Here is a 26,848-nt window from a genome sequence, read left to right as displayed (position 1 = left end):
AGCCGCCTGCACCATCGCCTGACACCCCGCACCGCGCTACCGTCGCGGTGACACGAGCGCCACCGGGGACCGGCCGTACACCGCCGGTCCCCGGTGGATCCATTTCCACAGGGCGGGGGCGTCCGCCGCGGCGACACCGCTCGCCGATTCCTGGAGAGGTAATGACCGTCGAGGCTCCCTTCCGCCTGGGACTCCGAGTCGAGGACGTGACCGAGGCGGCCGCGTTCTACCGAAGGCTCGGGTTCGAGCAGGCGGGGTCCATGTTCAGCCCGGAGGGCCGGACGATCATGGCGATCCTGCGGCGTGGGGACCTGCAACTGCTCGTCGACGCCCTGACCGGCATGCCGTTCCCTGACAGCGACCGCGAACGGATGACCACGGCCGGCCCGCGCGGCCTCGGCGTCGTCATCGGGATCCGGGTGAACGACGTCGACGCGACCGCCGACTACTGCCACTCCGCGGGGTGCGACGTCACGACCGCCCCGGTCGACGCGCCGTGGGGCGAGCGCTACGCCGAGATCGTCGATCCGTACGGCTATGCCTGGAAGTTCTTCCAGCTGCTTCCCGAGCCGCCACAGGAGAGCCTGCGCGCCGCCTACGACGTCTGGTTCACCTGACGGCGAGGGCCCCGCCCACCGCGCCGCCCGCCAAGACGGCGGACATGGGTCACGGCCGTACGGCGAGGACGCGGAAGCCGACGCCGCGCGACGTCCGCGACACCGACTCGATGTGGAAACCGGCCTCCTCAAGGAACGTCCGGGGATCGCGGGTGAGGTGGTCGGCGGCGAACCGCAGGAACAGCGGTTCCACCAGCCGCATCCCGGCCCGCAGGACCGGGTTGCTCGCCGGCCCGTGCTCGGCCAGAACGAACCGCCCTCCCGGCTTCAGCACGCGGCTGGCCTCGCGCGCCGCGGCCAGCGGGTCCGGGATGGTGCACATCGTGAAGGTGGACACCACGGTGTCCGCGACGCCGTCGGGCAGGTCGAGGCGCTGCGCGTCACCCTGCCGCAGCTCCATGCGATCCCCGAGACCGGCGGTCGCCAGCCTCCGCCGGGCCAGGTCCAGCATGCGCTCGGACAGCTCGATCCCGACAACGGTGACGTCGTCGGCGTACAGCGGCAGGTTGAGGCCGGTGCCGGCCGCGATCTCCACGACATGGCCGCGCGCCTGGGCGACGGCCCACTCGCGGCTGCCAGGGAACAGGCGCCGCTCCCAGGCCTGCATCTGGTCGTCGTACCGATCCGCCATCCGGTCGAACACCCGGCGCACGTCGGCATCCGTGGGAGCCCGCATGGAGCGACCTTTCAGAGGAGACCCGCCCCATCATTCCACCGCGGGAGGCCGCCGACGAGGCCCCACCGACCCGTCCGGAAGCCGGGCGGCCGGGCGTGCCCAGGGGCCCGATTCGCCCGGTACTACGCTGGTTCGGCCCACCCGGGGACGATCGCAGAGCGAGGACACATCGTGAGTGCACAGTCGGCAGGTCGCTTCGGCATCGTCGGGAGCGGGTGGCGGTCGGAGTTCTTCCTGCGTCTGGCGAGGCAGCTGCCCGAGCGGATGTCGGTGTCGGGCGTGGTCACCCGTACGGCCGAGCGGGGGGCCGAGGTGGAGGCCCGCTGGGGCGTCCCGGCGTTCCGCACGGTCGCGGAGATGCTGGCGGCCGAACGGCCCGAGTTCGTGATCCCCTCCGTGCCGTGGCCGGTCACCCCGGAGGTGACCAGGGAACTGGTGAAGCACGACATGCCGGTGCTCGCGGAGACCCCGCCCGCGCCCGACCTGGACGGGCTGCGCGACCTGTGGTCCGCCGTGGGATCGAGCGGGCTGGTGCAGGTGGCCGAGCAGTACCTGCTCATGCCGGGCCACGCGGCGAGGCTGGCACTGCTGCGGGAGGGCGTCATCGGCCGGGTGACCTCCGTGCAGATGTCCTCGACGCACCTGTACCACACGGTGTCGGTGATCCGGCACATGCTCGGGGCCGGGTTCGAGGACGTGACCGTGAACGCCCGGTCGTTCACCGCCCCGCTGGCCGACCCGCTGACGCCCGCCGGCTGGACGGGCGACGCCACGCCCAGGGACGCGGCCACCACCATCGCCACCCTGGAGTTCTCCGGCGGGGGGATGGGCCTGTACGACTTCACCGACAACCAGTGGTGGAACCCGCTGCGCTCCCGCCGGATCGTCATCCGGGGATCGCTCGGCGAGCTGGTGGACGACCGCCTCGTCCGGCTGGCCGACCCGGTCACCCCCGTCGAGTCGCACCTGATCCGCCGGCAGACGGGCATCGACCTGAACCTCGAGGGGTTCGAGCTCGACCACATCAGCGTCGACGGCCGCGTGGTCTACCGCAACGACTTCAAGGGCGGACGCTTTTCCGAGGACGACCTGGCCGTGGTCGCACTGCTCGACAGGATGACCGCCTGGTGCCGGGAACGGGGTCCGGAGCCGTACCCCCTGGCCGAGGGCTGCCAGGACCACCTGATCAGCCTCGCGATCGGCGAGTCGATCGAGACGGGCGGGCCCGTCACCACCACTCGCGAAGCCTGGGCGGGCTGACCTTCCGGCCGGCGCATCCCGTCCGTCAACGGGCGGCATCGCCCGCGGCTCCCGGGTGAGCGGACGGCAACGTTTCCCGCGCGTTCTCCCCCGGCTCCCGGCCGCGGGCGCCGATTCCGCGTGCTTCCGGGAAGCCCAGCAGGTAGCGGACGGCGACGGGAGCCTGGACCATGCTGAAGGTCATCGGCGCGGGACTTCCGCGCACCGGGACGACGTCGATGAAGGCGGCCCTGGAACGGCTCGGTTTCGGGCCCTGCTACCACTTCTTCGAGGTCATGCGCCGGCCCGAGCTGGCCGAGCGGTGGCTGCCGCTCTGCGCGGGCGGGCCGGTGGACTGGGATCGGGTCTTCGACGGGTTCCGGTCGAGTCAGGACTGGCCGGCCAGCTTCTTCTGGCGGGAGCTGGCGCAGGCCTACCCGGACGCCAAGGTCGTGCTCACGGTCCGCGACCCGCACAGCTGGTACGTCAGCTTCCGCATGCTGGGGTCGATCAACCCGCGCGGCCCGATGTCGCAGGACGAGGCGCCCGAGGGCATCCGGCCCGTTCTCGCCGCGATCGAACGGCTGCGCCCGCTCCTCGAGCGGATCAGCAGGTTCGTCTTCGACGACGACTGGCACTTCGGGGCTCCCATGCCCGACGAGGAGAGGGCCGTCGAGGCGTACCGGCGGCACGTCGCGGCCGTGCGGTCCGCCATCCCCGCCGAGCGGCTCCTCGTGTTCGACGTGCGCCAGGGCTGGGGGCCGCTGTGCCGGTTCCTCGGCGTTGCGGCTCCCCCGGACGATCCGTTCCCGCACCTCAACGACGCCGAGTCGATCCAGAGGATGTTCGAGCGCATGCGCACCGAAGGCCGGGTCCACACGCCCTTCCACGCCGGCGACTAGCGCTGCGGCTCGTGCGTCAGCACGACGACGCCCGACGCGAACGTCCTGGTCCGGAGCAGCCGCATGGGAGTCTCGTCCCAGCCCGCGAACACGTGCTCACCCCGGCCGAGGACGACGGGGTGGACCCAGAGCCGGATCTCGTCGACCAGGCCGCGCCGCGTCAGAAGGCGGGCCAGGCCGCCGCAGCCGTACATGAGGACGTCCCCGCCCGGCCGGCGCCTCAGGTCGCGCACCGCGTCCACGACGTCGCCCTCGATCAGGTGGGAGTTGGTCCAGCCGAGCTCCCGCAGGGTCGTGGAGGCGACGTACTTCGGCATGGTGTTGATCCGGTCGGCGAAGCCCTCCGGGGCGCCGTCCTCGCTCGTCATGGCAGGCCAGCTGCCGGCGAACCCCTCATAGGTCACCCGGCCCATCAGCAGCGCGTCCGCGGCGAACAGCTGGTCGCGGGCGTATTCGCCGTACTCGTCGGTCCAGTGGCCGAGCGACCACTCGTGGGGGTCGTCCTGCACGCCGTCCAGGGTCACGAAGACCGACACGATCACCTTGCGCACATCGTGCTCCTCAGCTCGCCGTCCGGAATTCCGGTGAATCCGGAATCGTCACGCCCACGACTGTGCCGGGAGCGGTTTACGGTCCGTTGACGGCCGCAGGGGGGCGGGCGTCAACGGACCGCAAGAGCCGTCCCGCATCGTGAGGGTGTGCCGGCGCGACGCCGGCGGCTCACGGACGACGAAGGCTTCGAGGAGGCCGGCCATGCCCAGCGACGAGGTGGACGAGTACGTGCGGAGCACTCTTCCCGAGCACCATCGGAGTGTGGTGGCGGCGCTGCGGGACCTGATGCGGGAGAGCGCGCCAGAGGCCGCGGAGGTGATCAGCCGGGGATCGCCCGCCTGGAAGGGCGACAAGATCCTCGCCATCATCAGCCACAGCAAAACGCACGTCACCTTCGCCTTCGCCCGGGGGGCGGAGTTCGACGACGGGCACGGCCTGCTGGAGGGCGTGGGCAAGACGACGAGGCACGTCAAGATCAAGAACCTGGGCGCCCTCGACCGGGACGCCCTGCGCGACTACATCCGCCAGGCCGTCGCCCTCGACAGCGGGGCCGCCTGACGACCGCGTCTCCGCTCTTCGCGCCGTCTCAGCGCGGTCAGCAGTGGCGCGGTCATGGCCGTGGTGATCAGGGCCATGACGACCAGGACGGTGAACAGCCGCTCATCGATGACGTGCGCCGACAGCCCCACATCGAGCACGATCAGCTCGGTGAGGCCCCGGGTGTTCACCAGCACGGCGACCACGGCCGACTCACCGGAGTCGAGACCGGTCAGCCGGGAGGCCGCGTAGGCGGGCACGAGCTTGCCCCCGATGGCGGCGACCAGGAGCACCGCCAGCAGGATCAGCCCACCCGGTTCGATCGCCGATATGTCGGCCGACAGCCCGGTCATCACGAAGAACAGCGGCAGGAGCAACTCGGCGGTCTGCTCCATCGGCCGCAGCACCTCCGGCTCGGGGGCGCCGTCGCGGCGCGGCATGACGAGCCCGGCCAGCAGACCGCCGAACACCGGGTGCAGGCCAAGTGCGGCGGTGCCCCAGGCGCTGCCGAGCGCCAGTGCGAACGCCGCCGGCAGCCGCCCCCACATGGCTCCGGGCCTCCTGGTCAACCACCCGAGAAGGGGACGCACGACCAGGAACATGGCCACCGCGAACGCCGTGAGGGCCGGAAGAGCCAGCATCCAGGGCACGTGTGACACCGTCGGCTCATCGGCATCGCCGGTCTCGGCCAGAACCGCGGCCAGTGTGGTCCATGCGGCCACGTCCATCAGCCCGGCGGCCGCCGTGGCCACGGTTCCCGCCGCGGTTCCCGCGAGGCCCCGCTCCCGTACGATCGCCGCCAGCACCGGCAGGGCGGTGATCGAGATCGCCACGGCCATGAACAGCACGAACGTCGGGCCTCCCGGCCCCCCAGGGGAGCCGACCGTGAAAACCTCGCGGAACAGCACGGCGACCGCCGCGCCGAGCGTCATGGGCACCGCCAGCGACAGCGACGCCACGCAGAGCGCGCTGCGGCCACCCCGGCGCAGAAGCCGCAGGTCGACCTCGTAACCCACCGCGAACATGAAGATCACGACGGCGATCTGGGACAGGACCGACAGCGACGGCCGGACCTGGGCGGGGAACAGCCACCCGGCCGGGTCGCCGGGCAGCCGGCCCAGCAGGGTCGGTCCCAGCGCGATCCCGGCGACGATCTGGCCGATGACGGTCGGGTGGCCGCATCGCCGTGCCAGTGCCCCGAAGAGCGCCGACACGACGACGATCACCCCGAGATCGGCGATGACCACACCGGTGAGCTGCTCGGCGTTCACCCCCCCACCGCTCCCGGTCCCCGGTCGGCGGGCCAGGGGGCGTAGCGGCGGTAGCCGTACATCAGCGGCGGCTCGTCGGACAGCCTGCGGATCGCCCTCACTTCGCCGAAGACCACCATGTGGTCTCCCACCTCGGCGGACTCCGAGAGCCGGCAGTCGAGGACGGCACGGGCGTCGTCGGCCAGGTGGGGGCCGCCCGTACCGGTGGGCCGCCGCCAGCGGACCCGGTCGAAGCGGTCGGCCGCCGCCGAGGCGAACAGCTCCGCGACGGGGTACGACCGGGCGCACAGCAGGTTCACCGAGAACGCCCGGCCGGAGACGACGGCCGCGAGAGTGGGGCTCGCCGTCCGCAGGCAGACCAGCAGGGTCGGCGGCGTCAGGGTCACACTGCAGACCGAACTGCAGGTCATCCCCCAGGGCCTCCCGTCCGCGGCCGCGGCGGTGACGATCGCCACGGCTGCCGGAAGGGTGGCCATGACCGCCCGGAACCCGTCCGGTTCGACGACATGGGCGACCGTGGCGCCGGTCGTCATCTCAGGCCGGCCCGGACGGCGACCCGCTCGCCCGCCCAGCTGTCGGAGTCGCTGAGCAGTTCGGCGTTGAGGCACGGGTCGGCGGCGTAGGCGTCCAGCGCCTCGCTCTGCCGCAGCCCCCGCGAGGCCAGGCTTCTGGCCGCCGCCGCCCGTGCCCTCCACTGCTCCGGGGGCTCGCGGGGTGGCAGCAGCCGGGCCGGCACCTCCTGCCCGAGCAGCAGCGTGTCGACGCCCTCAAGACCGTAGAACAGCGGCGCCGCCCCGTCCGCGAGGTATCGGGTGAAGGAGTCGCGGCCGGTCAGCGGCGCTCCGGCCGCGAACAGCCGCAGGAGCGGCTCGATCCCGGAGATGTCGGTCTCGGCCCTGGCCTCCTTCCAGAACGGGGTGTCCAACCGTCCGTTGAACCGGTAGTGGATCGAGAGGAACCAGCGGATCGCGTCCCAGCGGTGTGCCAGGGCCTGGTTGGCGGCGTCGCTGGGCAGCGGGTCCCGGCGGGAGGAGGGAAGCAGACTCACCAGGATCTGCACCGCCGTGGCGATCATCAGCAGACCGCTGGACTCCAGCGGCTCCACGAACGCGTAGGAGTTGCCGACCGCCATGACGTTGCCGCGCCAGGCCTCCCGGTGCCGTCCGGACCGGAACCGGACGAGCGCCTCCCTGGTGACCCCCGGGAATCGGCGCGCCATCTCCGCCGCCGCGTCGTCGGGATCGATCGCCGCCGACGAGAACACGTAGCCGAGATGGTCGCTCTCGGGCGTCGGGATCGTCCAGCACCACCCCGCGTTCATCGTGGTCGCCGTCGTGTACGGCTTGAGGTGGCCGCCGTGCGCGAGAGTGCCGGTGACGGCGGCGTCGGTGAACAGGCTGCTCGCGTAGCTCTCGAACGGGATGCCCAGCGCCTTCTCCAGCAGCAGGGAGCGGAAGCCCGTGCAGTCGACGTAGAAGTCGTAGTGCAGCCGCCGGCCGTCGGTGGTGATCAGGCCGCCGACGTGGTCCGGGCCGTCGAGCCGTACCTCGGCGACCGTCGCGTCCACATGGCGCACGCCGCGCCGAGCCGCCAGCTCGGTGAGATAGCGGACGAGGCGCGCGTTGTCCATGTGGTAGGCGAAGGGCAGGTACTTCATCAAGGAGACGTGCCCGCCCTCCCCCCGGTAGACGGGGACGCGGTCCTCGGTCATCAGCATGGCCTGCAGGGTGGCCTCGTTGACGTTCCCCGTCTCGCGCAGCGAGCCGACCAGTCCCACAGAGCCGGTCCCCCAGTCGAACGGCGCGACGAATCCCTCCGGCCGGCTGCCCCACTCGAACCTGATGCCGAGCTTCCACGTGGGGCGTACGTGCTGGTAGAACTCCGCCGGGTCGATGCCGAGGTAGTGATGCAGGAACATCACCATGTACGAGACCGTCGCCTCGCCGACGCCGATGATGGGGATGTCGGCGGACTCGACGAGAGCCACATCCAACCAGGGGCGCTTGGCCTTGAGTGCCAGCGCGGTGAGGTAACCGGCGGTGCCGCCGCCGATCACTCCCACCGTGCGGATCGCCCCGGGGTCGTCGTCGGCCGGCGCTTCCGGGGCGGTGCCGAGCCTCTCGTTCGAGGCGATGAGCCGGTGCGGCTCGGTCACCCATTCCCTCGCCGCCGCGGCGTCGTCGCCGAGCACGTCGAACAGCCTGGCCAGGGTGTTGCTCTCTTCGGACCTCGCCATGTTCCCGATCGCCCTTCCGTTCGTGGGTCAGGTCATCTCACTGCGGAACCCGCCTTCTCGAGCAGGCGGAAGAAGCCCTGTTCGAGGTCGCCGTCCACGGCGAGGCCGGGCAGCGGGCCCTCGTACGCGGTCCGCCCGGCCACCAGCACGCCGACGTGATCGCAGATGTGCGCGATCTCCGCCAGCTGGTGACTGGAGACCATGACGGTGGTCCCGGCGGCGGTCAGCGCGCGCAGCGTCGCCCGCATGTCCCTGATGCCGACCGGGTCGAGTCCGTTCATCGGCTCGTCGAGCACGACCAGCCGGGGCCGGCCGAGCAGGGCGATGGCGATGCCGAGACGCCACCGCATGCCGAGGGAGTACTTCGCCACCTTGCGGGTGCTGACCTCGGTGAGGTTCATCAGGCTCAGCACCTCGCCGATCCGTGTCTCGGGCACGCCGCGCAGCCGGGCGTGGATGCGCAGGTGGGACACCGCGTCGAGCTGGGTCCACAGGCCCGGCGACTCGAGCAGCGCGCCGACCTGGGTCAGCAGCCGCCGTTCGTAGGGCCGCCCGAAAAGGCTGATGTGGCCCGAGGTCGGATGCCGCAGCCCGGTGACCGCCTTCATCAGGGTGGTCTTGCCCGCGCCGTTCGGGCCGAGCAGGCCGTAGAGGGAGCCGTCCGGCACGGTCAGGTTCGCGCCGTCGAGCGCGTGGAAGTCGTCGTAGTGCTTGTGCAGGTCCCTGATCTCGAGAGCGGCCATGTCAGACCTCCTTCCGCGCCATGTGCCGGCCGCCGATCAGCAGGATCACGATCGTCGCCGCGGCCGAGAGCGCGACGGCCAGCGGGATGACCGAGGTGTCGTGGAGCGGGCTGCTCGCGTCGAGCGCCAGGCCGTTGGGGCGGATGTCCGCCAGCGGGAGGATGACCCGCATCGGCCAGGCGGGCGGGATGGCGTACCAGAACGACTTGTCGGAGATGAGCGCGCCTGCCATCATCCCGGCCACACCAAGGGCGATGCCGGGGCCCAGTCCCCAGACGGTGCAGACGAGGACGGCGAGCGCGGTCGCCGCCAACCCCGCCGCCCACGGCAGGTAGGCGACTTTGAGGATCATCGAGGCGGCGTTGGAGAGCTGCCCGGTCAGCAGCGCTCCCCCGGCCAGCATCACGACCAGGATGGTCGCCGACAGCAACTGGGCGACGGCCAGCGCGGCGACCTTCGCGGTGAAGTAGCGCCAGCGTGGGATCGCGTACGAGAACAGGAAACGCCAGGGTTCGGTGTCGGCACGGACCGCGAGGGCCGCGATCAGACCGGCCGTCATCGGAATCAGTACGCCCCAGAACTCCAGCGTCACGTTGCTGAAGGTCTCCCAGAGGCGGCCGGACCGGCCCTCCGGGGAGAAGATCGACCCCAGGTAGAGCGGAATGGCGATCACGATCGGCGACAGCAGGATGTACCAGCCGACGAAGCCGGAACGCAGTCTGAGCAACTCCGTGGATATCAGGGCCGCCATCGACGGGGAGTCGGTCGGGCCGGCGGTCCCGCCTGGGCCCCCTGTGGTCTCCGCGGCCAGGGTGGCGGCGGGGTCCGCCGGTCGGTGGTGGGCCGGGCTGCCGGACGGGACGCCGGCCGCGTCATGGTCGTTCATCTGCATCACTCCTTCCCGCCGTACGTAGCGGGTGGGGAGTGGGCGGTTCGCGGCCGTGCCGGAGGCTTCCCGTCCGGGAGGGGCACGGCGAACTCGCGCTGCGAGGCGGTCAGCCCGGGAACCGCGGCCTCCGCGAGCGCCCAGCCACAGTCGGCGGTCGCGGCCGGCGCCCCGAACCCGCCGTCCGGACGCTGCCACGCCGCCAGGCGCCACGCGGCGCGCGTGGTCAGGCCCGCAGGAGCGGGCCGGTCGTCCCGCTCGGGCACGTCGCCGGCGGACGAGACCGCCTGGAGGAAGACGCCGGCCCGGACGAGCGGAGCCAGGGTCATCAGGTCGGCCCTGCGCGCGGCGGCGGCCAGCAGCGCGGGCACGGCGAGCTCCCAGACCTCCCGGACGGCGGCGGCGGGCCGGACGGCCCCGAAAGCGGTCGTCTCGGCGATCTGCCCGGCGAGGCCCTGCGCGGTTCCGGGAGCGTCGTGGAGCAGGTCGGAAAGCCGGGTCCACCGATCGGGAACCGGCGGCGCTTCAGGCCGGCGGCCGCCCGGCCTGGGCCGCGATGGGCCGTCGAGAGCCGCCCGGCACAGCAGGAGCACCGCCGCGGCGCGCTCGCCGTCCAGCTTCTCCAGCGCCGGCACGACGCGTGCGAGGGCCCCGGTCAGCAACGGGTCAGCCATCGGCGCCGTCCGTCAGCGTCGCCGCGAGCACCATGGCGAGGGTGGTGTGGTAGCAGGTTCCGAACGCGTACGCCTCGGCCTTCTCCCCGCTCAGCCGGTCCAGCGCGGCTTGCCGGAACAGCGGGCTGGGCACCGAGCCGTCCGGACGGCGCGCGGCCGACAACCGGTTCCACGCGCAGCCGGACAGCCGGTCGTCGGCGCCGGTGAGGCCCGCGCAGGCGAGCAGCTCGGCCGCCAGATCGAGGTCGCCGACCGCGAGCTGGCGGCCGAGGAGCACCTCGACGAGCCCGCGGACCCGCCGGCTTTCGGCCTCGTCCGCGGAGAACGGGCGCCGCCCGAAGTCGGTGAGGTAGAAGAGCATGTGCGTGATCACATAGAGGTCCGCGTCGGTGAGGTGCAGCGGGTCCGCACCGGGGCCCAGAGCCGTACGACCGGCCAGTTCGCCCATGGCGGGCAGCCCGTGGCGGAGGCCGGCGAGGTCGAAGACGTAGCGGGCCTCCAGCCGGGCCGCCGTCGGCCGTCCCGGCCGGATCGGCTCGGCGCAGCCCGCGTCGATGATCCGCTGGGCGACGGCAGGCCACGGCTCGACGGACCGGCCGCCCTCCGCGAGAAGCGCGACCAGCCACACGTGGTGGGGGAAGGCGGCGTCGCCGCGGTAGAGGGCCGCGCCGAAATCGGGCCGTCCCACGACCTCCTCGGCCAGGTCCAGCGCACGCCCGCTCAGTTCGACGGCCGGGCCGGCCGCACCCGTCGCCCGTACGCCGGACCCGCGGGAGCCGTCCTCCGGGTCCGGCGGGCGCGGAGGGCCGTAGACCGAGTTCAGGTTGCGGCAGATGATAAGGAGTTCCAGCAGCGCGCTCGGCGCGAAGCCTCTCGGCTGCAGATGCCTCGCCCACTGCTCGGGGTCGAACCAGCGCAGTCGTGCCGCGAGCCAGGACACCGCGCCTTCAAGCAGCGTCTCGCGGCCGGTCGGCCCTGTCGTCGTCGCGGTGGTCACCGGCCGGTCACCTCCCCACCCGCAGCCGCAGCGCCGCCGACGCGGCCGCCACCAGCGCGGCGATCACCAGGAGGTCCCGCCAGACGGGCAGGTACGACACGCCCGGGGCCGACGGCAGCAGCACGTGCCGCGCCAGATCGACCGCGTACGTCATCGGGTTGAGCCGCATGAGGGCCGCCAGCCAGCCGGGCACGGCGTCGGGTTTGAACACCGAACCCGACAGGAACAGCAGCGGGTACATCGCGAGCTGGACGGTCGCCTGCAGCGTCTCGATCCGGCGGACGCTCACCGCGAGCAGCAGGCCGATCAAGCTGAAGGCCGCCGCCGTGGCCAGGTAGACCGCGGCGCCCGCCGCGTATCGCGCGGGCGTCAGGGGCAGCCCGAGCAGCGGGGCGGGCAGGAGCATGAGCATGGCCTGCGCGGTGAGCAGCACGCAGCTCGCAAGGATCTTTCCGAGGGGCAGGCACATGCGTGGCACGGGCGCGACCTGCATCTCGCGCAGCACGCCGAACTCGCGGTCCATCGCGTACGTCAGGCCCGTGCCGACGCCCAGCATGACGACCTGGATGGCGATGATCCCCGGATAGACGTAGGCGCCGAACGACACGCCGCCGACGGATCCGATCATCGACCGGAAGCCCACGGCGTAGACGAGGACGAAAAAGACGATCTGCGCGGCCTGGGCGACCACGACCCCCGGGTGCCGCACCTGCCGCAGCACGTCGCGGTGCGCCACGACGAGCGTTCCGCGGACCCCGGACCGCAGGGCCGCAGAGACGAGCCTCCTCGCCTCGCCCGCGCCGGCCGACCCGCCTCCGGCGGGGCCGCCGGGAGTACTCCCCGCCGTGCCACCGGTGTCACGGACAGCTGACAGTGCCATCGGCCGCCTCCCTGTCGCGGTTCGCGGCCGTGTGGGCCAGGAACACGTCGTTCATCGAGGGGTGGTGCACGGACGCCGCGCGGACGAGCGGCCCCGCCGCCCGTATGACCTCCGCCATCCGGCTCTCCGGTTCGCGGCAGCGCACGGCGACGCCGTCCGAGTCGATCACAGCGTCGAAGCCGGCCTCCGCGAGCCGGGCGAGCACCGTGTCGTCGTCGTGGGTGACGAGCACGATGCGCGACGATCGCAGCTCGCTCTTCAGCCGGCCGGGCGAGCCGAACCCCGCGACGCGGCCCTCGCTGAGGATGATGATCTGGTCGGCCAGCTCGGCCTCGTCCATGTAGTGCGTGGAGTACAGCACCGTGACGCCGAGTTCGGAGCGCAGCCGGATGAGGTCGTCCCATACGGTCTGGCGCGCCTCCGGGTCGAGGCCGTTGGTCGGCTCGTCCAGGATCAGCAGGCCGGGCCGGTGCAACAGCGCCCGCGCGATCTCCAGCCGGCGGGCCAGCCCGCCGGAGAGGGTCTCGACCCGGTCGCGGCCGCGGCCGGCCAGCCCGAAGCGTTCCAGCAGCACGAGGATGTCCTCCGCGGCCCGGGCCCGCCCCACCCCGAACAGCCGCGCGTGAAAGCGCAGGTTCTGCTCCGCGGACAGGTCGGTGTCGAGCGCGCGTTCCTGGAAGACCAGCCCGATCCGCCTACGTGCGGCCAGCGGCTCCGCGCGCGTGTCGTGGCCGAACACCCTCGCCGTGCCCGATGAGGGCGGCGCGACCGTCGACAGCACCCGGAGCAGGCTGGACTTGCCCGCACCGTTGGGTCCGAGCAGGGCGGTGACGAGGCCGGGCGCCGAACCGGCCGAGACGCCGTCGACCGCCGTGACCGGGCCGTAGCGGACCGTCAGGTCGCTGAGCTCGAACGCCGGGACCGTCATGCCAAGGCCTCCGCGGCCTCCGCGTGCTCCGCGTGCTCCGCCCTGCCGACCGGACCGTCCTGACCGGACGGGCTGCCGTCGTCCCCGCCGCCCAGCAACCGGACCAGCGCCTCCGGCCGAGGCATGGTCAGTCCGTCGACGATCGACCGCGAGGCCGCCTCGTACACCGCGCCAGGCAGCGGGTCCACCACACGGTGACCGTCCGCGCGGAGGGTGGCGACGTTCCGCCGTACGGCGGGCTTGCGCCACATCACCGGGTTCATCGCGGGCACGAACGTGATCGGGCAGTCGGCCGCCAGCAGCACTGTCGCCAGGAAGTTCGGCGCCAGCCCCGACGCCGCGCAACCGAGCAGGTTCGCCGTCGCGGGCAGGACGAGCAGGTGCTGCGCCCATCGGGACAGCGCCACGTGCCCCTTTCCCTGGTCGTGCTCCGTGTGGACGGCGTCGACGATCGGGCGCAGCGCGCCCGCGGGCAGGAAACCCTCGGCCGCCGGGGTCAGGACGACGGCCAGCCGGGCGACGCCCGCGGCCCGGAACGCGTAGACGTAGGCGGGCAGGTTCAGCGCGGCGACCGAGCCGCTCACGCCGAGCAGCAGCCGCTCCGGGGGCCGCGGAACGCCGCCCGCGTCGCTGTGCGCTGTCATGGTCTGGCTCTCCTGATGGGTCGGGGGCGTCAGCACAGGGCCAGGCACCTGTCCCAGGGCGGGAGGTCCGCACGCTCCGGGGCCGGGTCCGTTCCACCGAGCGACGACGGCGGGATGACCGAGAGCAGCGCACAGGCGACTCCGGCCGCCCCTTCCAGCAAGCCGGCGCCGTCCAGCGGCAGGTATCCCGTGGCGTTGCGCCACCCGTCGGGCGAATCGGGGACGAGATGGGGGAAGACGAACGGAGCCGATTCGTCGGCCTCGCCGAGGACCATGCGCGCGACGTCCAGGCAGCCGTCCAGCAGCCGCGGGTCGCCGGACTCGGCGCCGACCCGCGACAGCACCTGCAGCAGGCCCGCGTACCCGTGACAGACGGTCGAGCCGTCCACCCGCCAGGCGGACCGGTCGCGGCGCAGCCCGTCCAGCAGCGCGGTGACCGCGACTTCGCGCCACTCCGTCACGCCGAGCGCCAGTCCGGCCCGGTGGAGTGCCGCGCAGACTCCGGGGGCCCCGTAGCACCAGGCCGTACGGGTGAAGGAGGTGTCCGGGCGGACGGCGGCGATCTGCTCGTCCCAGCTGACCCGGCAGGGCCAGTAGGCGCCCGTGTCGTCGGTCATCGTCCAGCCCAGCAGCCATTCGGCCAGCCGCGCGACGGCCTCACGCTGGCCCGGGACCTCCACCCCGTGAAGGGTGGCCGTGGCCAGCACCGACAGCGGCCCCGCCGCTCCATGGGCCAATCCCAGGTTCAGGTCTCCCCGGGGGTAGTCGCGCCGGTCCTGTTCGACCGGCTGCAGATGGGACGGCACCCACCAGCCGGGAACCTCGTGTCCGTCCACTGTGATCGGCTCGGTGAGCCGCACCAGGTGCCGCAGGGTGTCGGTCACCGCGCCGGAGGCCTTTGCCGCCGTCTCGTCGTCGGGATCGCGCGCGGCGTCCAGCAGCAGACGGGTGGACCCGGACAGTCCGTGAACGACGTCGTAGTCGGTCCAGGCGACACCGGGGCCGGGCCGGTCACGCGCGGCGGCGAGCCGTCCGGCGTGATCAGCGGCGAGCCATGCGGTCAGCGTGCGTCGCAGGCCCCGGTAGTGCCCCGCCGGGCCTGCGCAGCTCTGCGCGGCGGCCAGGAGAGAGGCCGGACCGGCGAACAGTCCGCCCGAAGGCGCCGTCTCCACAGCCGCGGCCCCCGCCCTGAGGTGGCGATGTGCCAACGCCGACCAGGCGGGGTCGACCCGCCCCAGCTCCGCGTAGAAGACCGCGATGCCCGGAAATCCGTGCGACAGCGTGGCCGGGCTCCACATCGACAGCCCGTTCGCCGGCACGGAGTTGCCGGGGCGGGCCGCGATCCCGGCGACCTCGTCCGGGTCGGCGAGCCGTTCGGCGACCAGCCGCACCAGGCGCGCGGCCCGGCGGGCCGCGCTGCCGCGCAGGAACCGGGCCGGGTGCCGGTCAGGGGTCACCCCGCACGATGTCGGACCGACTGTGGTCATGCCCGGTGCCTCCTGCGGTTCAGGTTGTCCTGGACGGCGCCCCGGGCGAGCCCGAGCACGCTTCGCTCTCGTTCCGCGGATCCGCCGATCAGCCGGTTGCAGGTCATGTGAAGCAGGCTGCCGACCAGTCTGAGCTGCGTCGACGGGGAGTCCGTGGGTCTGGACGCCTCGCGGAAGGCAGTCCCGAACCGCCGGACGGCCTCATCCCTGGATTCCAGGGCTGCCAGCACCTGACAGCCGTCCTCATCCGCCCGCAGCACCCGCCAGCCTCCGGTGGGGTCGATCAGCTTCTGCCACCGGGCCGGCTCACGCCGGTAGTCGGGCGGTAGTTCCCTGCGGGCTCCGGTGGTGCTCATCCACGCGGCGGCCGGGTCGCCGTCGAACAGATCCGGAGCCCACTGGAGGCCGCCCACCAGCGGCACCGGCTCGACGACCGGGGCGGGAGGACCGAAGGCGTGCGCCAGCGCCGCGGCCGAGATCGCCGTCACCTCGTCGAGCGTGTAGCGGAACCCGGCGCGCCTGGTGAGGCGCAGGAGCGAGATGGCCGCGGCGCTGTCGTGCTGGAAGGCGGCCTCGGTGAACTCGGCCAGCGCGTCGCCGCCGTATCGCTCGTACTCGGGGTCGTACTGGCCGAGCTCGTGGCCCGCCAGCAGCCCCTGCCGCTGCCACTCGACGAGCCGCGCGCCGATCTCGGGGAGCAGCCCGGCCCACAGTTTCTCCCGCTCGCCGCGGAACCTGACCCGCAGGTGCTGTCCGGCGGTGTCGCTGTAGCGGATGAAGAACCAGCGGTCGGCGCCGTGCCCGATCCCCGCCCGTACCAGGACGGGCACCTGGTCGCGCAGGAAGTCGTCCTGGTTCCGGCGCGGGACCCGCAGCCTGAGGTAGAGCCACGGTCCCCCCGCTCCGGTCGGCTCGCGGCCGCCGACGGTGGCCCTGATGTGCGGAGGCCGGGCGGCGTGGCGGTCACGGCGTTCCAGCGGAACCACGATCTCGGCGAGGTGCCCGGGAAAGCCCCCGTCACCGCGGTCCAGCCAGCCCTCCTCGTCGCCGGCCACCTGCTGCGCGATCAGCTCGGGTGTCCTGCGCAGTTCGTCGCGGAGCAGTACGCGGTGCCAGGCGTCGCCGAGGTCGAGGAGCAGGCGCTGGTCCATGCTGACGGCGAGCACCCGCCGGGGGACGTTCCACTCCGCCCGCCACCGGTCGAGCGCCGCGTCCCAGTCCGCCGCCGGACCGGAGTCGGCGGCCGGCCCGCGGAGCTGATCCATCCGCCAGATCGGAGCGGCCAGAAGCGTACGGCCGTAACGCACACCAGGCAGGAATGGCATCTCGCTCAGCGCCCCCCAGTCCCACGGTTCCCAGAGCCGCTGCCCCTCCAGGCCCAGCTCGAACAACAGGCGAGCGGGGTTCGGGGCCTGCGCGAAGGCGCTGACCATGTTCGGCAGTGCGGGGACCACCTCACGGCCTGTCGGCAGGTGGACGAGGCAGAGACGTTCCAGGTTGGCCGCGACCCCCAGCTCGTCGAGGGGGAGTTCCTGCGCGCGTCCGCTGTCCGGGAGCCCCACGCTGATGCGCCGGCCGGAGTACGAGGGGGTGTGCGCGAGGTTGGCCGCCCGGCCGGACCGCGGAATGAAGGCGACATCGGCGGCGACCGCGTCCTGGATGTGCAGGGGCCGGCCGGCCTGCCTGGCCGCCGACTCGGCGTCCACATCGGGCAGCAGACCGGTGAACCTGCCGAGCGTCGCGCCCGCGTGGTGCGAGCCCGGCCCGGGCGCCAGGACGACTCGGAAGGTTCCGGCGGACAGCTCGTCCAGCGACGGGGCCACCACGTGCACCCCCAGCTCCAAGGAGTTCGGCAGATCGGCCGGAGCCGCCTCGTCGTAGACGAGTTCGGCGATCGTCTCCTCGTCGATGACGATCTCACGCTCCCCGTGCCGGGCCGCCGTGGCGACCAGCCGGGCGAGCGCCGCACTGCGGCGAGGCTCCTCTTGCGGGCCCGCCGGTGTCTCGCTCGGCGGCCACTTGTAGCCGGCGGGCGGGCCGAGTCCGCGCGTGTCGTCGAGGAGTTCGAGCAGCGGCACCGCACGGTCCGCGCCGTACCTCTCCAGGAACGCCTCGTGGTAACGGCGCAGGGCCCGCATGCCACGCCGCGGCGGGGACAACCGCCACAGCGCCTCGGCCGCCCGCTCGATCTCCGTGCGCACGATCTCGGGGAGTCGCACCTCCAGGTCGATCCGAAGGTCGACGTGCAGCGGAGTGTCGTGCGGGTGGACCCGCCGCGTGGCCTGGATCAGCTCGGCCAGCTCCCGGCGCCCCTGCCCGACGGCGGTCCGATCGTAGGCGTGGCAGCGCGCGTCCACCTCGCGCAGCGCCGCCACCAGGGCGGCCGAATCGGAGCTCATCGCCTCGGCGGGCGAACCCGCCCTCGCCTCCGCCGTCGCCACGACGTCGAGCACGTGCTGGAGCGGGTCACCCCCGTCCAAGGGCGGCCGCAGCGCGGTGATCAACAGTTCCTGGGCGGCCATGTCCGCGAGGAGGCCCGTCACCCGGTCGACCGGCAGCTCGAACCGCTGCGCCACGCTCTGCGCGAGCCTTCCCGCGAGGACGGGGCGCCGGGCGGCGCCAAGGATCTCGGCGACCACCGGCGAGCGCCGCGCGGAGACGGTCGAACGGGTGGATCCGTTGAGGGGTTTGCCGAGAGCGGAAGGACAGTCAAGGACGATCCGGTCGCCGCGCACGGTCAGGGTCTGGTGCGCCTGCACCGTGACGCCGGCGAGCAGCACACGATCCCGTTCGAGCCGGTGCACCGCCGACAGCAGCCACTCCATGTCGGCGCGCGTCCTGGTGCGATGACCCGTCCCGGCCAGCCACTTCGCGGACGTGTCGAACCGGCCGCCGCTGACGCCGGCGAACAGGCCGAACGGAGTCGGCCGGGTTCGCATCCGGATGTCGTAGCGCAGGAGCGCGAGGGCGGCCCGGCGCAGCCGCTTGTCCTTGAGCCCGCCCGTGTCGCCGCGCGCGACCCTGGCGAGCAGACCGGCCAGGCTGGGTGAGGCCAGCTCCACGGCCTCCATCAGCGGCCCGTCTTCGCACGCCGCCCGCAGCAGCGAGAGATGATCGTCGGCCGGCGGCGGCCCGGACGTGCGTGCGGACGCCTCGGACGAGCCGGCTCTGTGTCCGGAGACATCGGACAGAACGGGCGCGTCAGGCGGGAACTCCGCTTCGTCAAGGCCAGGTGAGGATGCCGGAGAATCGAATTCGGAGTTCGGCAGTGGAGTAGGATATGCATAACCAACCGGTGCCCGGACCATAAAGACATCCCACGCACGAAATGGCGAATCTGTCATTTTCCACCTGGTCCTTTCTGCCCTGCCCGCGCCGGCTCGTGTTCCGGCCGGTGGCCCGGACCGGGGCGGGACGCGCTCCGGCCCGGGCTGGCTACAGCCCCTGTCGTCTGCGGTTATGTCAGCAGCAGAAGCTGCAGTTGCTGCCGCCGCCGGGGCTGGTGCACCCGGGGGTGCACAGCGACCAGCTCGTCACCGCCGGCCCGGCGGTGATCTCCTCGACACCGATCGAGAGGTCGAGGTCGAGCAGGTCCTCGGTCTCGGAAGTCCGGGTCTCCAGGATGTCAGCGGGCATTGCTCGCTCCTTTCCGGTGTTCGTTCGGACAAGATTCCGGAATCGCATTGAGTCGAACATTTCGGACTACTAGTGTCAATAACGGCTCAATGAATGGCAGGAATGACAGAAACGAGGACGGAGCGCACTCGTGCCGCTACGCCGCAGATCCCCCCGAACCGGTACGGCAGCCGACGCTACATACGAACGTGTGCAGCAGTTGCGTGAACCGGAGCTCTCCGCGGAGGTGTCCGAGGATGCCGTCCTCATGAGACGCGTGGCCGACGGCGAGGAGGTGGCGCTCCGTATGCTGTACGAACGCCACGCCGCCGGGATGCTGCGGCTCATCCGCCGGCTCACCTCCCAGCGCGAGGTGGCGGAGGAGATCCTTCAGGAGTCCTGGCTGGCGGTGTGGCGCTCGGCCGGCAGTTTCCGGGGCGAGGCGCCGGTGCGAGCCTGGCTGCTGGGGGTGGCACGGCGTCAGGCGCACAACCGGCTACGGCGGGCCGAACCGGTCCTCGTGGATCTGGAGAAGGCCGCGGACGTGCCCGATCTGGAGCCGGCGGTCGACGAGCAGGTGCTCGCCCGCGCCGAGCGGCGGGACCTGGTGGCCGCGGTGGCGGAGCTGCCCGAGCACCTGCGCGAGGTGCTCGTGCTCGTGCTCGCCGAGGATCTCCCCTATCCACAGGTGGCCGTAATACTTGGAATTCCAACCGGCACGGTCAAGAGCCGGATGCACATGGCCCGCCGGTTGCTGACGGAGGCACTGACAAAAACGACAAATCCGAAAGGGGGGCGGACTGGTGATAGATGACGAGGATCAGGACGCCCTGACGGCCGCGGTCCGCGAAGCCGACGAGGAACTGATCGGGCCGCTCACGGTCCCGGCGTACGACGAGCTCCTCGGCCGCCTGCCGGACATCGCCGGACACCGGAAGGCGCCCGTGACCGGCCCCACGCTTCGCGCGTCGTGGCGGCTGACCACCGGTCTCGTGCGGGCGCAGGCACGGCTGATACCGCGGTCGCTCGGCCCGCTGACCGCTCTGGGCCTGGTCGCGGCGGTGTTGCTCGCGCGCACGGCGCCGACCCCGGGAGCGGTCGTGCAGTTGTTCAGCTCGGTGGTGACGGTGGTGCTGCTGCTCGGCTCGGTCACGGCGTGCTCACACCGATCCGATCCACGCCTGGAGCTGCTGTCGGCGATGCCGGTCTCTCCCGCCACGGCGTTCGCCACCAGACTCGCGCTCGTCCTGGGAATCGACCTCGCGCTCTCGGTCGTCGCCTCGGGCGTCCTCGTGTCCGCCGGTGCGACTACGGGGATGCTCGCCGTCGTCGCCGGCTGGCTCGGCCGCGCCCTCCTGGCGGCGGGCGCGGGCGCCGTCTTCGCGATCTGGCGGTCACCCGCCTTCGGAACGATGGCGGGAGTCGTGGTCTGGCTGCTCGGATGGGTACGCGGACCGGACGACGCCGTGGTGTCCGGCACGCACCCCTGGATGCTCTCGTGCGCTCTGGCACTGCTGGCCGCGGCCGTCTGGCTGGCCCGCCGGCCGCGGCTGTCCGGGTCGGACGGCTGACGGGAGCGGGGGGCGGGTTCGGGGGGCCCGCTACGCGGGACGCCGCGCCCGGCGTCCGGGGCGCGCTGCCGGCTCTGCCAAAGCTGCCAGCCGCAACCCGGCGTCGTGGTGTGCCACAGCCCGGCGGTGTGCCAGCCCTCAGCACGACAAACCGCCCCGGCGGACGGGCCGAGGCGGGGCGAGAAGGTGGGCCGACAGCGTCTCCTGGTGGCGCGTGACGCTCCGAAGAGCGATCTCCCGGCGGAGCTCCCGGCGTCCGGTGACTCCGTAACTTCGGTACAGATCGCGTAGCTGACGGTACATCGACCGTTCGGAACAGTAGAAGCGTCTGGCGATCTCGGCGATGGACTCCGGCCCGCACAGCAGCGTGAGCAGTTCCTCCTCCTGCGCGTCGGCGACCTTCCGCGCCTCCGCCGGCGGTTCCGCACGGGGGTCGCCCGGCCGCGTGGGCGGCTCCGCGCCCTCCGGAACCGCCGGCTCGGCGACCAGCGGCTCGGGGACCGTGGGCCCGAGCACCACCGCCTGAATGACCATGCGCAGCAGGTTGCGGCAGCACGCGGCCGGGAGCAGCGTGTTGAGCACCCAGCTCGCCCCGTTCTGGATGGCCCGATGAGTATGGTGGCCGGTCACGTCCATGACGATGCCGAGCACCGACGTGCCCGGGCACCGCTCCATCAGCCTGCCCAGGCGCTGCGCCTGGGCCTCGGTGAGGACGGGCAGCAAGGCCAGCCGCGGGTCATACGTCTCCGCGGCCGAATAGACGTCGCCGCAGAACGTGCAGCCGACGTCCAGGTCTCCCAGCCACTCCGCCAACGGCGCGTTCGTGTCGCGCAGGCTGGCGCATGCGACGACGACCTCGCCGCGGCCCCGGGCGTCGGCGGACCCCTCGGTCGCTCTCCTCGTCCTTTGCCGGTCGGGCACCCCCGGTGTGCCCGATGTCCCTCCCGGTGTCGCTGGTCGTCCCCCCGTCACAGGCCCTGTCCGTGCCGCGCACATCGCCTCCGTTCCGGCCGGTTGTGCCGCACCGCACTCGCGCACCATCGGCATCGCGTATCTCCCCCGTGCACCTGTCCCTGTTACCTCCGGCAGTTTCGATCTTTCGGAGGTGTACGTAGCGAGATGGCGCACGAAGGTTCACGCAGGAGCCGGATTTTCCGTCCCACACTCGGGTAAGTTTTCGGACCGCCGCCTCACCGGACGGCCCGTCTCCTGTGGTCCCGGATCTGGTCTCAGCCCTTTCCGCAGAGATTGAGGGTGGTGCTGAGCAGGGCGCCGAGGCTGATGTATCCGCCACCGCTGCCCTTGGCGCGAATCGGTGTGATCGGGGGGTGCCCCGCCTTCTCAGCGCGGTCGTTGAGAGCGTAGGTCGTGCCGTCGGGCGCCACGAAGACGGCGTTGTCGGAGGGCAGGCACTCGATCGTGCCGTGGTCGACCGTGAGCGGCCACAGATAGGCGAGGTTCGCCTCGCTGATGTCCTGCTTGTTGCTCGTGGGACTCGGCAACGGCACGGGGGACCTGTGCGCCGGATCGGCTCTGCCGCCGCCCGTGCAACCGGCCAGCAGCAGGGCCGCGGCGAGGAGACCGGCGCCGGACAGGCGGGCTCTGGTCGTGTTCGTCATGCCCTGTACGTAGCGTCCGGCCACCCGCCGGTTCACATGGAGAACGGGACCCGGCTGTGGCCGAACCCGTTCATGACCTCCGATCGCACGGTCCGCTCCTCGTCCGTCCGGTAACGGGGGAAGCGACGCGTCAGTTCTCGAAGGGCGACCCTGGCCTGCAGCCGCGCGAGCGCCGCCCCCAGGCAGAAGTGCGCGCCGAGACCGAACCCGAGCGCTGTGCTCGGTCGCCGGTCGGGGTGGAACCTGCCGATGTCGAAGACGTCCGGGTCGGGGTAGGCGCGCTCGTCCCTGCCCGCCGATCCGGTCAGCAGCAGCACGTGTGCTCCGGCTGGGAGCAGCCGGCCGTGCAGGCGCACATCGGCGGTGAGGGTACGGCCCTGGTGCTGGGTCGGCGCCCAATATCTCAGGACCTCCTCGAAGGCGGCGGGGATCGCGTCGGGCCTCGCGCACAGCGTGCGCCACTGGTCGTGGTGGCGGCCGAACAGCACCAGAGCGTTCGACAACGCCATCGCCACCGACTCGGTGCCGGCCTGGCCGACGAGCGCGCAGAAGGCGGCGACCTGCTCGTCGGTCAGGGGTGCGCGGCAGGCCGGGCCCGCCGACGCGTCGGCGTCCCTCAGGCCGGCATCGGGCCGGACGAGTTCCGCCACCACGCCCCGGTCCTCGCCGTCGCCCTTGCCCGCGTCCTCGCGGCCACGCAGCAGGGCGCTCAGGCCGAGCCAGTAGGAGCGCAGTTCGGCCTCGGCGCCGGAGGGGGCGGAGGCGGACAGCAACTCGCTCACGCGTGCCCGGTCGGCTTCGGGGACGCCGAGCAGGCGCAGGATCACAGCGATCGCCAGCGGGGCGGCGAACTCGGTGACGAACTCGCCGCCGCCGCGGTCGGCGATCCGGTCGGCCAGCCCGGCGGCGATGTCCCGTACGGCCGGCTCAAGCCGTAGCACCGCCTGGGGCGTGAACCCCCGCGACACCGCCTGCCGCAGCACCTGGTGCTCCGGCGGGTCCAGGAAGAGCAGCGACCGCGCCGGCCCCTCCGCGGCGGTCTCCCGCTCCGGCGACGCGGTATCCGCTCCGCGGTACGGCCCCGCGCCCGCCGCCGAACTCGCCACAGCGCGGGCGGCCGAGGAGAACACCGCCGGCTGCCTGAGCGCGGCCAGCACGTCCTCGTACCTGGACAGGGCGTAGAGCCCGAGGGCCGGCTCGTGGTGGCACGGCGCCTCGTCCCTCAGCCGCCGGTAGACCGGATAGGGGTCCCGGTGGAAGTCCGGTCCGAAGATCATGGCCGCGGACCCGTGGGGGAGGGTTCGCCGAGCTGTAACAGTGCCGCGTATCCGTCTTCGAGCGTCGGCGTCATGAGGGTGCCGCCGATCGGCGGTCGCGCGCTGATCACGCGATAGCGCGTCCCCTCCACCTCCGCCGCCGCGTTCACGACCACGGCCTCGGGCGGCGCCTGCGCTCCGGGCGGCAGCAGGTAGGTGCGGCCCTCGGCGACCGCGGCGAGCCCGGCGGTGCTGCCCTGGTAGGCGACCCGCCCCTGGTGCAGCACGATGGTGTTGGGGCAGGTCTGCGCGGCGTCGTCGAGGATGTGGGTGGACAGCACCACGGTACGCCGCGCCCCGCCGAGGCCGGCCAGCAAGGAGCGGAACCGCATCCGTTCGGAGGGGTCCAGCCCGGCCGTGGGCTCGTCCACGACGATCAGCTCCGGCTCGGCGAGTAGCGCCTGGGCGATTCCCAGCCGCCGCTTCATCCCGCCGGAGTAACCGCCCAGTCTCCGGCCCGCATGCTCGGACAGGCCGGTCAGCTCGAGCATCTGCTCGATCTGGTCGCGGCGGACACGCTTGTCGTCGACGCCCTTCAGCAGGGCGATGTAGTCGAGGAACTCCCGCCCGGTCAGGTCGTCGTACATGGACAGCTCCTGCGGCAGGTAGCCCAGGACGCGCTTGACCGCCCTCCGGCCGGCCGCCGTACCGAGGTCGTGGCCGCCCACCACCACGCGGCCTCCGTCCGGCCGCAGGACGCCCACGCAGATGCGCATGAGGGTCGTCTTGCCGGCGCCGTTGGCCCCGAGCAGCGCGGTCATCCCGCCGTCCACGGTCAGGCTCACCCCGTTCAGGGCCGGCCTCTCGCCGCCGCGCCGGTAACGCTTCGTCAGGTCGGTGATGCTGATGCTGGTGTTCACCGGTAACGCTCCGTCCAGATCCGAGCCACGGCCAGCAGCACCAGCGTGCACGCCAGCACGACGAGTATGTTCACCGCCGCCGCGCTCGCGGCGACCTCCCGGCCGTTCAGGACGGCGTTGCTGCGCGGCGCCCCCAGCCAGGCCACTGCGGGGTAGCCGCCGGCCGGAGAGAACATCGTGTAGGACACCGTGGGTATCGGCAGCACCCGTGAGTTGAGCACGGTGGCCCACCCCCACACCCCTGCCGCCCCGATCCGGGCGACCGTCACCGGCAGGACGAGTCCGGCCAGCGCGCTGAACGCGGCGATCAGCAGTCCGCCGGGAAGGAGGATCACGACGACGGAGGCCAGGGACGCGCCGACCGGGCTGAGCGAGCCCTCGCGTACCGCGGTGACGACGGCGTACACGAGCAGGGCGGCCGCCGGCGGAGCGAGCGCCACCGCCACGGAGCCCGTGAGCGTGCCCGCCATGCGCGCCGACGCGCTGCCCGGCGTCGCCGCGAGCAGGTCCGCCAGTCCGGTGCGGCGGTGCCAGCGGAACCTGTCGGCCATCGCCATCGCCAGCCCGAAGCCGGCGAGCAGGTTCACCATCACCGCCGTGCCCGCCACCCTGCCGCCGGGTCCCACGTCCGCGCCGTGCGCGGACGTGAACGCGAGCAGCAGGCTCAGCGCGGCGAGCGGCGCCACCGCCATCCACAGCATCCGGGACCGAAGGATCATCGTGATCTCCGACCGTGCCGACGCCGTGAGCGGGACCAGCCACCTGCCTGTCATACCGCCTCTCCCCCTGCCCTCGTCGATCCGCGGACCATCGACCACAGTCCCGCCGCCGCGAACGCGACGGCCACCGCCGCCGGCGGCAGCGGAATCCTGTCCAGCACGAGCAGTTTCGCCAACCAGGCTGTCATCACCAGGGCCGAGGCCGGTCCGCCGCGGTTCCGGGTCCGCCCCGCCGCCGCGTACGCCCCCACGCCGATGAGCAGCAGCGAGAAGGCCGCGGACGACGCCGCGGAGAAGAGGGACGACAGAACCGGTCCGGAAGCGCCCTGTCCCGTGACCGGGTCGTGCCCGGCACCCGTCGCGGCCGACACGGCCAGGACCACCACGCCCGCCCCTACGGCGAGGATGAGCAACCGCAGCCGGCGGCGCACCGTCACCGGGTACGGAGTCGGGAAGGTGGCCTGCAACTCCGGCATCACCTCCCGGGACACGACCCCCACGGCGCAGACGCCCGCCACCAGGGGCAGCAACGCGGCCGGTAGCCAGACCGCCAGGAAGTCGTGCATGCCACCCCCGGCCAGGGCGGACAACAGTGTCGTGGACGCCACGACGGCCAGGGGCGTCACGAGCGCGACCAGACCACACCTGCGCACTTCGTGCCGCCACAACTCGACAGAGACCATCTCCACACCAGGGCTGTAGCAGAAGACGCCGGATCGGTTCAGTGCGTCCCCGATCGCCTGGCCGCCGGCGTGACGCCCGGCGCCCTCGACCGGGACGCCCTGCGCGACCACCTCCGCCAGGCCGTCACCGTCGACAGCGGGACCGCGACCGCGCGGACCGGCCCCGGCCGGCGGCACGGAGAGCCCGGACGCACCGCGCGAGGACGTTCGCGTACGCCCGGGGTCAGAATCCCGGTTCGGCGGCCCGCGCCTGGCCGGGCACGTTCCACCGGGAGCCTGAGGCGCCGGAACCGCCGTCGGGGAGGGTGGCGGCCAGCCGGGCCAGCGCCTGTTCGGACAGACTCCCGGGCGGCGCCGCCATGATGCACAACTGCTGGCCCGACCCACTGGTGACGGTGAGCCGATGCAGGGCGAGGCTGATCTCGCCCACCTTGGGGTGGCGGAAGGACTTGTCCTCGGCCATCCGGGTCCCCACGTCGTGCCGCTCCCACATCGTGCGGAACACCTCGCTGTGCGCGCGGAGCTCCGCCACGAGCCGGGCCAGCGCGGGGTCGTCGGGGTCCGTCGCCGTCGCGCGGCGCAGCTGAGCCGTCTTGATGAAGGCCGCCCGCTCCCAGTCGGCGTAGAAGTCCTCGGCCCCGGGACTGAGGAAGATCATGCGCAGGCAGTTGTCCCGGTGGGTCAGCCCGCCGTAGAGGGCGTCCGCCATCGGATTGGAGGCCAGGACGTCCAGCCGGCGGCCGAGGACGAACGCGGGGACGTCGTTCCAGCCCGCGAGTATCCCGTACAACGTCGGGCTGACCCGCTCGGGCACGTCGACGGGGGCCGGCGACCGCAGGCCCGGGTAGGCGAGCCTGTACAGGTAGTCGGTGGTGTCGCCGTCCATCTGGAAGACCCGGGCCAGGGCGTTCAGGACCTGGTCCGAGGGGCGGCGTTCGCGTCCCTGCTCCAGCCGGGCGTAGTAGTCCAGGCTCACGCCCGCCAGGACCGCCACCTCCTCGCGGCGCAGACCGGGTGTGCGACGCGGCCCGGAGTGGGCAAGCCCCGCCTGCCGCGGAGAGGTCGCCATTCGACGTGCGTGGAGGAACTCTCCGAGGAGCTTGTCGCTGTCCATTTTCAGACTGTAAGTCGGATTCTCCGGGCATGGGTGGCAGTATTCCTCCTACCCACGCCCACCCTCGTCCGGGGTGCACCGC

At 72.6% G+C, this 26,848-nt stretch carries 28 protein-coding genes; 6 read left to right on the top strand and 22 right to left on the bottom strand.

From position 1 onward, the window contains the following. Positions 1-161: 161 nt before the first annotated feature. Entirely contained in the window at positions 162-617 is a 456-nt protein-coding gene (locus tag MPTA5024_RS20715) for a VOC family protein (protein WP_036325884.1), read from the top strand. Positions 618-666: 49 nt separating this feature from the next. Here MPTA5024_RS20715 and MPTA5024_RS20710 read toward each other — a convergent pair whose 3' ends face one another. Continuing rightward, complete coding sequence (locus MPTA5024_RS20710) at positions 667-1,293, bottom strand: class I SAM-dependent methyltransferase (protein WP_036325882.1); 627 nt, start codon at positions 1,291-1,293, stop codon at positions 667-669. Between the two features lie 171 nt (positions 1,294-1,464). Here MPTA5024_RS20710 and MPTA5024_RS20705 point away from each other — a divergent pair, with 171 nt between their 5' ends. Continuing rightward, complete coding sequence (locus MPTA5024_RS20705) at positions 1,465-2,553, top strand: Gfo/Idh/MocA family protein (protein ID WP_036325880.1); 1,089 nt, start codon at positions 1,465-1,467, stop codon at positions 2,551-2,553. Positions 2,554-2,723: 170 nt separating this feature from the next. Then, a complete protein-coding gene (locus tag MPTA5024_RS20700) occupies positions 2,724-3,434 on the top strand; it encodes a sulfotransferase family protein (protein ID WP_036325878.1) in 711 nt (236 codons plus the stop codon). Here the strand turns inward: MPTA5024_RS20700 and MPTA5024_RS20695 are convergent. Next, complete coding sequence (locus tag MPTA5024_RS20695) at positions 3,431-3,985, bottom strand: dihydrofolate reductase family protein (protein ID WP_036325876.1); 555 nt, start codon at positions 3,983-3,985, stop codon at positions 3,431-3,433. The two genes, MPTA5024_RS20700 and MPTA5024_RS20695, sit on opposite strands and share 4 nt — an antisense overlap. A gap of 202 nt (positions 3,986-4,187) precedes the next feature. Here MPTA5024_RS20695 and MPTA5024_RS20690 point away from each other — a divergent pair, with 202 nt between their 5' ends. After that, the gene (locus MPTA5024_RS20690) at positions 4,188-4,544 is read left to right on the top strand and encodes a DUF1801 domain-containing protein (RefSeq protein ID WP_051458399.1); all 357 of its coding nucleotides are present in this window, start codon (positions 4,188-4,190) and stop codon (positions 4,542-4,544) included. Here the strand turns inward: MPTA5024_RS20690 and MPTA5024_RS20685 are convergent. The 13 genes from MPTA5024_RS20685 to MPTA5024_RS39835 form a co-directional block, all read right to left on the bottom strand. Then, positions 4,502-5,794: a cation:proton antiporter gene (locus MPTA5024_RS20685; protein WP_051458398.1), complete on the bottom strand. Its 1,293-nt coding sequence runs from the start codon at positions 5,792-5,794 to the stop codon at positions 4,502-4,504. The genes MPTA5024_RS20690 and MPTA5024_RS20685 overlap by 43 nt on opposite strands. Further along, complete coding sequence (locus tag MPTA5024_RS20680) at positions 5,791-6,327, bottom strand: flavin reductase family protein (RefSeq protein ID WP_051458397.1); 537 nt, start codon at positions 6,325-6,327, stop codon at positions 5,791-5,793. The genes MPTA5024_RS20685 and MPTA5024_RS20680 overlap by 4 nt, the downstream gene beginning before the upstream one ends. Further along, positions 6,324-8,030: a tryptophan halogenase family protein gene (locus MPTA5024_RS20675; protein ID WP_036325874.1), complete on the bottom strand. Its 1,707-nt coding sequence runs from the start codon at positions 8,028-8,030 to the stop codon at positions 6,324-6,326. Before MPTA5024_RS20675 ends, MPTA5024_RS20680 begins: the two co-directional genes overlap by 4 nt. A 32-nt stretch (positions 8,031-8,062) precedes the next feature. Next, positions 8,063-8,773, bottom strand: a complete 711-nt coding sequence (locus tag MPTA5024_RS20670; RefSeq protein WP_036325871.1) for an ABC transporter ATP-binding protein — start codon at positions 8,771-8,773, stop codon at positions 8,063-8,065. A 1-nt stretch (position 8,774) separates the two neighbouring features. After that, entirely contained in the window at positions 8,775-9,659 is an 885-nt protein-coding gene (locus tag MPTA5024_RS20665) for a hypothetical protein (protein WP_198167251.1), read from the bottom strand. 5 nt (positions 9,660-9,664) lie between these two features. After that, entirely contained in the window at positions 9,665-10,333 is a 669-nt protein-coding gene (locus MPTA5024_RS20660; RefSeq protein WP_036325867.1) for a hypothetical protein, read from the bottom strand. Beyond that, complete coding sequence (locus MPTA5024_RS20655) at positions 10,326-11,330, bottom strand: DUF6895 family protein (protein WP_051458396.1); 1,005 nt, start codon at positions 11,328-11,330, stop codon at positions 10,326-10,328. The genes MPTA5024_RS20660 and MPTA5024_RS20655 overlap by 8 nt, the downstream gene beginning before the upstream one ends. Before the next feature lie 7 nt (positions 11,331-11,337). Further along, positions 11,338-12,210 carry an ABC transporter permease gene (locus MPTA5024_RS20650; protein ID WP_084369832.1) on the bottom strand — a complete coding sequence of 291 codons (873 nt, stop codon included), beginning with the start codon at positions 12,208-12,210 and terminating at the stop codon, positions 11,338-11,340. Next, the gene (locus tag MPTA5024_RS20645) at positions 12,188-13,138 is read right to left on the bottom strand and encodes an ABC transporter ATP-binding protein (protein ID WP_036325865.1); all 951 of its coding nucleotides are present in this window, start codon (positions 13,136-13,138) and stop codon (positions 12,188-12,190) included. The genes MPTA5024_RS20650 and MPTA5024_RS20645 overlap by 23 nt, the downstream gene beginning before the upstream one ends. Next, on the bottom strand, positions 13,135-13,782 hold the full coding sequence (locus MPTA5024_RS20640) for a flavoprotein (protein ID WP_055725779.1): 648 nt from the start codon (positions 13,780-13,782) through the stop codon (positions 13,135-13,137). The genes MPTA5024_RS20645 and MPTA5024_RS20640 overlap by 4 nt, the downstream gene beginning before the upstream one ends. A 29-nt stretch (positions 13,783-13,811) precedes the next feature. Then, positions 13,812-15,269 carry a lanthionine synthetase C family protein gene (locus MPTA5024_RS20635; protein WP_084369831.1) on the bottom strand — a complete coding sequence of 486 codons (1,458 nt, stop codon included), beginning with the start codon at positions 15,267-15,269 and terminating at the stop codon, positions 13,812-13,814. Further along, positions 15,266-18,340 carry a lantibiotic dehydratase gene (locus tag MPTA5024_RS20630; RefSeq protein WP_051458394.1) on the bottom strand — a complete coding sequence of 1,025 codons (3,075 nt, stop codon included), beginning with the start codon at positions 18,338-18,340 and terminating at the stop codon, positions 15,266-15,268. The genes MPTA5024_RS20635 and MPTA5024_RS20630 overlap by 4 nt, the downstream gene beginning before the upstream one ends. 391 nt (positions 18,341-18,731) lie before the next feature. Further along, positions 18,732-18,905: a gallidermin/nisin family lantibiotic gene (locus MPTA5024_RS39835; protein WP_084369829.1), complete on the bottom strand. Its 174-nt coding sequence runs from the start codon at positions 18,903-18,905 to the stop codon at positions 18,732-18,734. Between the two features lie 247 nt (positions 18,906-19,152). Here MPTA5024_RS39835 and MPTA5024_RS20625 point away from each other — a divergent pair, with 247 nt between their 5' ends. Then, entirely contained in the window at positions 19,153-19,698 is a 546-nt protein-coding gene (locus MPTA5024_RS20625) for an RNA polymerase sigma factor (protein WP_036326988.1), read from the top strand. Continuing rightward, entirely contained in the window at positions 19,688-20,455 is a 768-nt protein-coding gene (locus MPTA5024_RS20620; protein WP_051458393.1) for a hypothetical protein, read from the top strand. The genes MPTA5024_RS20625 and MPTA5024_RS20620 overlap by 11 nt, the downstream gene beginning before the upstream one ends. Before the next feature lie 138 nt (positions 20,456-20,593). Here the strand turns inward: MPTA5024_RS20620 and MPTA5024_RS20615 are convergent, their stop codons facing one another. The 7 genes from MPTA5024_RS20615 to MPTA5024_RS20585 form a co-directional block, all read right to left on the bottom strand. Continuing rightward, positions 20,594-21,268 (bottom strand): response regulator transcription factor, encoded by a 675-nt coding sequence (locus tag MPTA5024_RS20615; RefSeq protein WP_198167250.1) that lies wholly within the window; start codon positions 21,266-21,268, stop codon positions 20,594-20,596. Positions 21,269-21,684: 416 nt separating this feature from the next. Further along, positions 21,685-22,074 (bottom strand): DUF2511 domain-containing protein, encoded by a 390-nt coding sequence (locus MPTA5024_RS20610; protein ID WP_036326982.1) that lies wholly within the window; start codon positions 22,072-22,074, stop codon positions 21,685-21,687. A gap of 32 nt (positions 22,075-22,106) precedes the next feature. After that, complete coding sequence (locus tag MPTA5024_RS20605; RefSeq protein WP_036325861.1) at positions 22,107-23,351, bottom strand: cytochrome P450; 1,245 nt, start codon at positions 23,349-23,351, stop codon at positions 22,107-22,109. After that, the gene (locus MPTA5024_RS20600) at positions 23,348-24,250 is read right to left on the bottom strand and encodes an ATP-binding cassette domain-containing protein (protein WP_036325860.1); all 903 of its coding nucleotides are present in this window, start codon (positions 24,248-24,250) and stop codon (positions 23,348-23,350) included. Before MPTA5024_RS20600 ends, MPTA5024_RS20605 begins: the two co-directional genes overlap by 4 nt. Then, a complete protein-coding gene (locus MPTA5024_RS20595; RefSeq protein WP_051458392.1) occupies positions 24,247-25,023 on the bottom strand; it encodes a hypothetical protein in 777 nt (258 codons plus the stop codon). The genes MPTA5024_RS20600 and MPTA5024_RS20595 overlap by 4 nt, the downstream gene beginning before the upstream one ends. Further along, positions 25,020-25,658, bottom strand: coding sequence for a hypothetical protein (locus tag MPTA5024_RS20590; RefSeq protein WP_198167249.1), 639 nt, complete (start codon positions 25,656-25,658; stop codon positions 25,020-25,022). Before MPTA5024_RS20590 ends, MPTA5024_RS20595 begins: the two co-directional genes overlap by 4 nt. 217 nt (positions 25,659-25,875) lie before the next feature. Continuing rightward, a complete protein-coding gene (locus MPTA5024_RS20585; RefSeq protein ID WP_063794717.1) occupies positions 25,876-26,766 on the bottom strand; it encodes a helix-turn-helix transcriptional regulator in 891 nt (296 codons plus the stop codon). Positions 26,767-26,848 lie beyond the last annotated feature (82 nt).

It is taken from the genome of Microbispora sp. ATCC PTA-5024 (assembly GCF_000511135.2).
Taxonomy (GTDB): domain Bacteria; phylum Actinomycetota; class Actinomycetes; order Streptosporangiales; family Streptosporangiaceae; genus Microbispora; species Microbispora corallina.
This window is presented reverse-complemented; position numbering and strand designations above follow the sequence as displayed.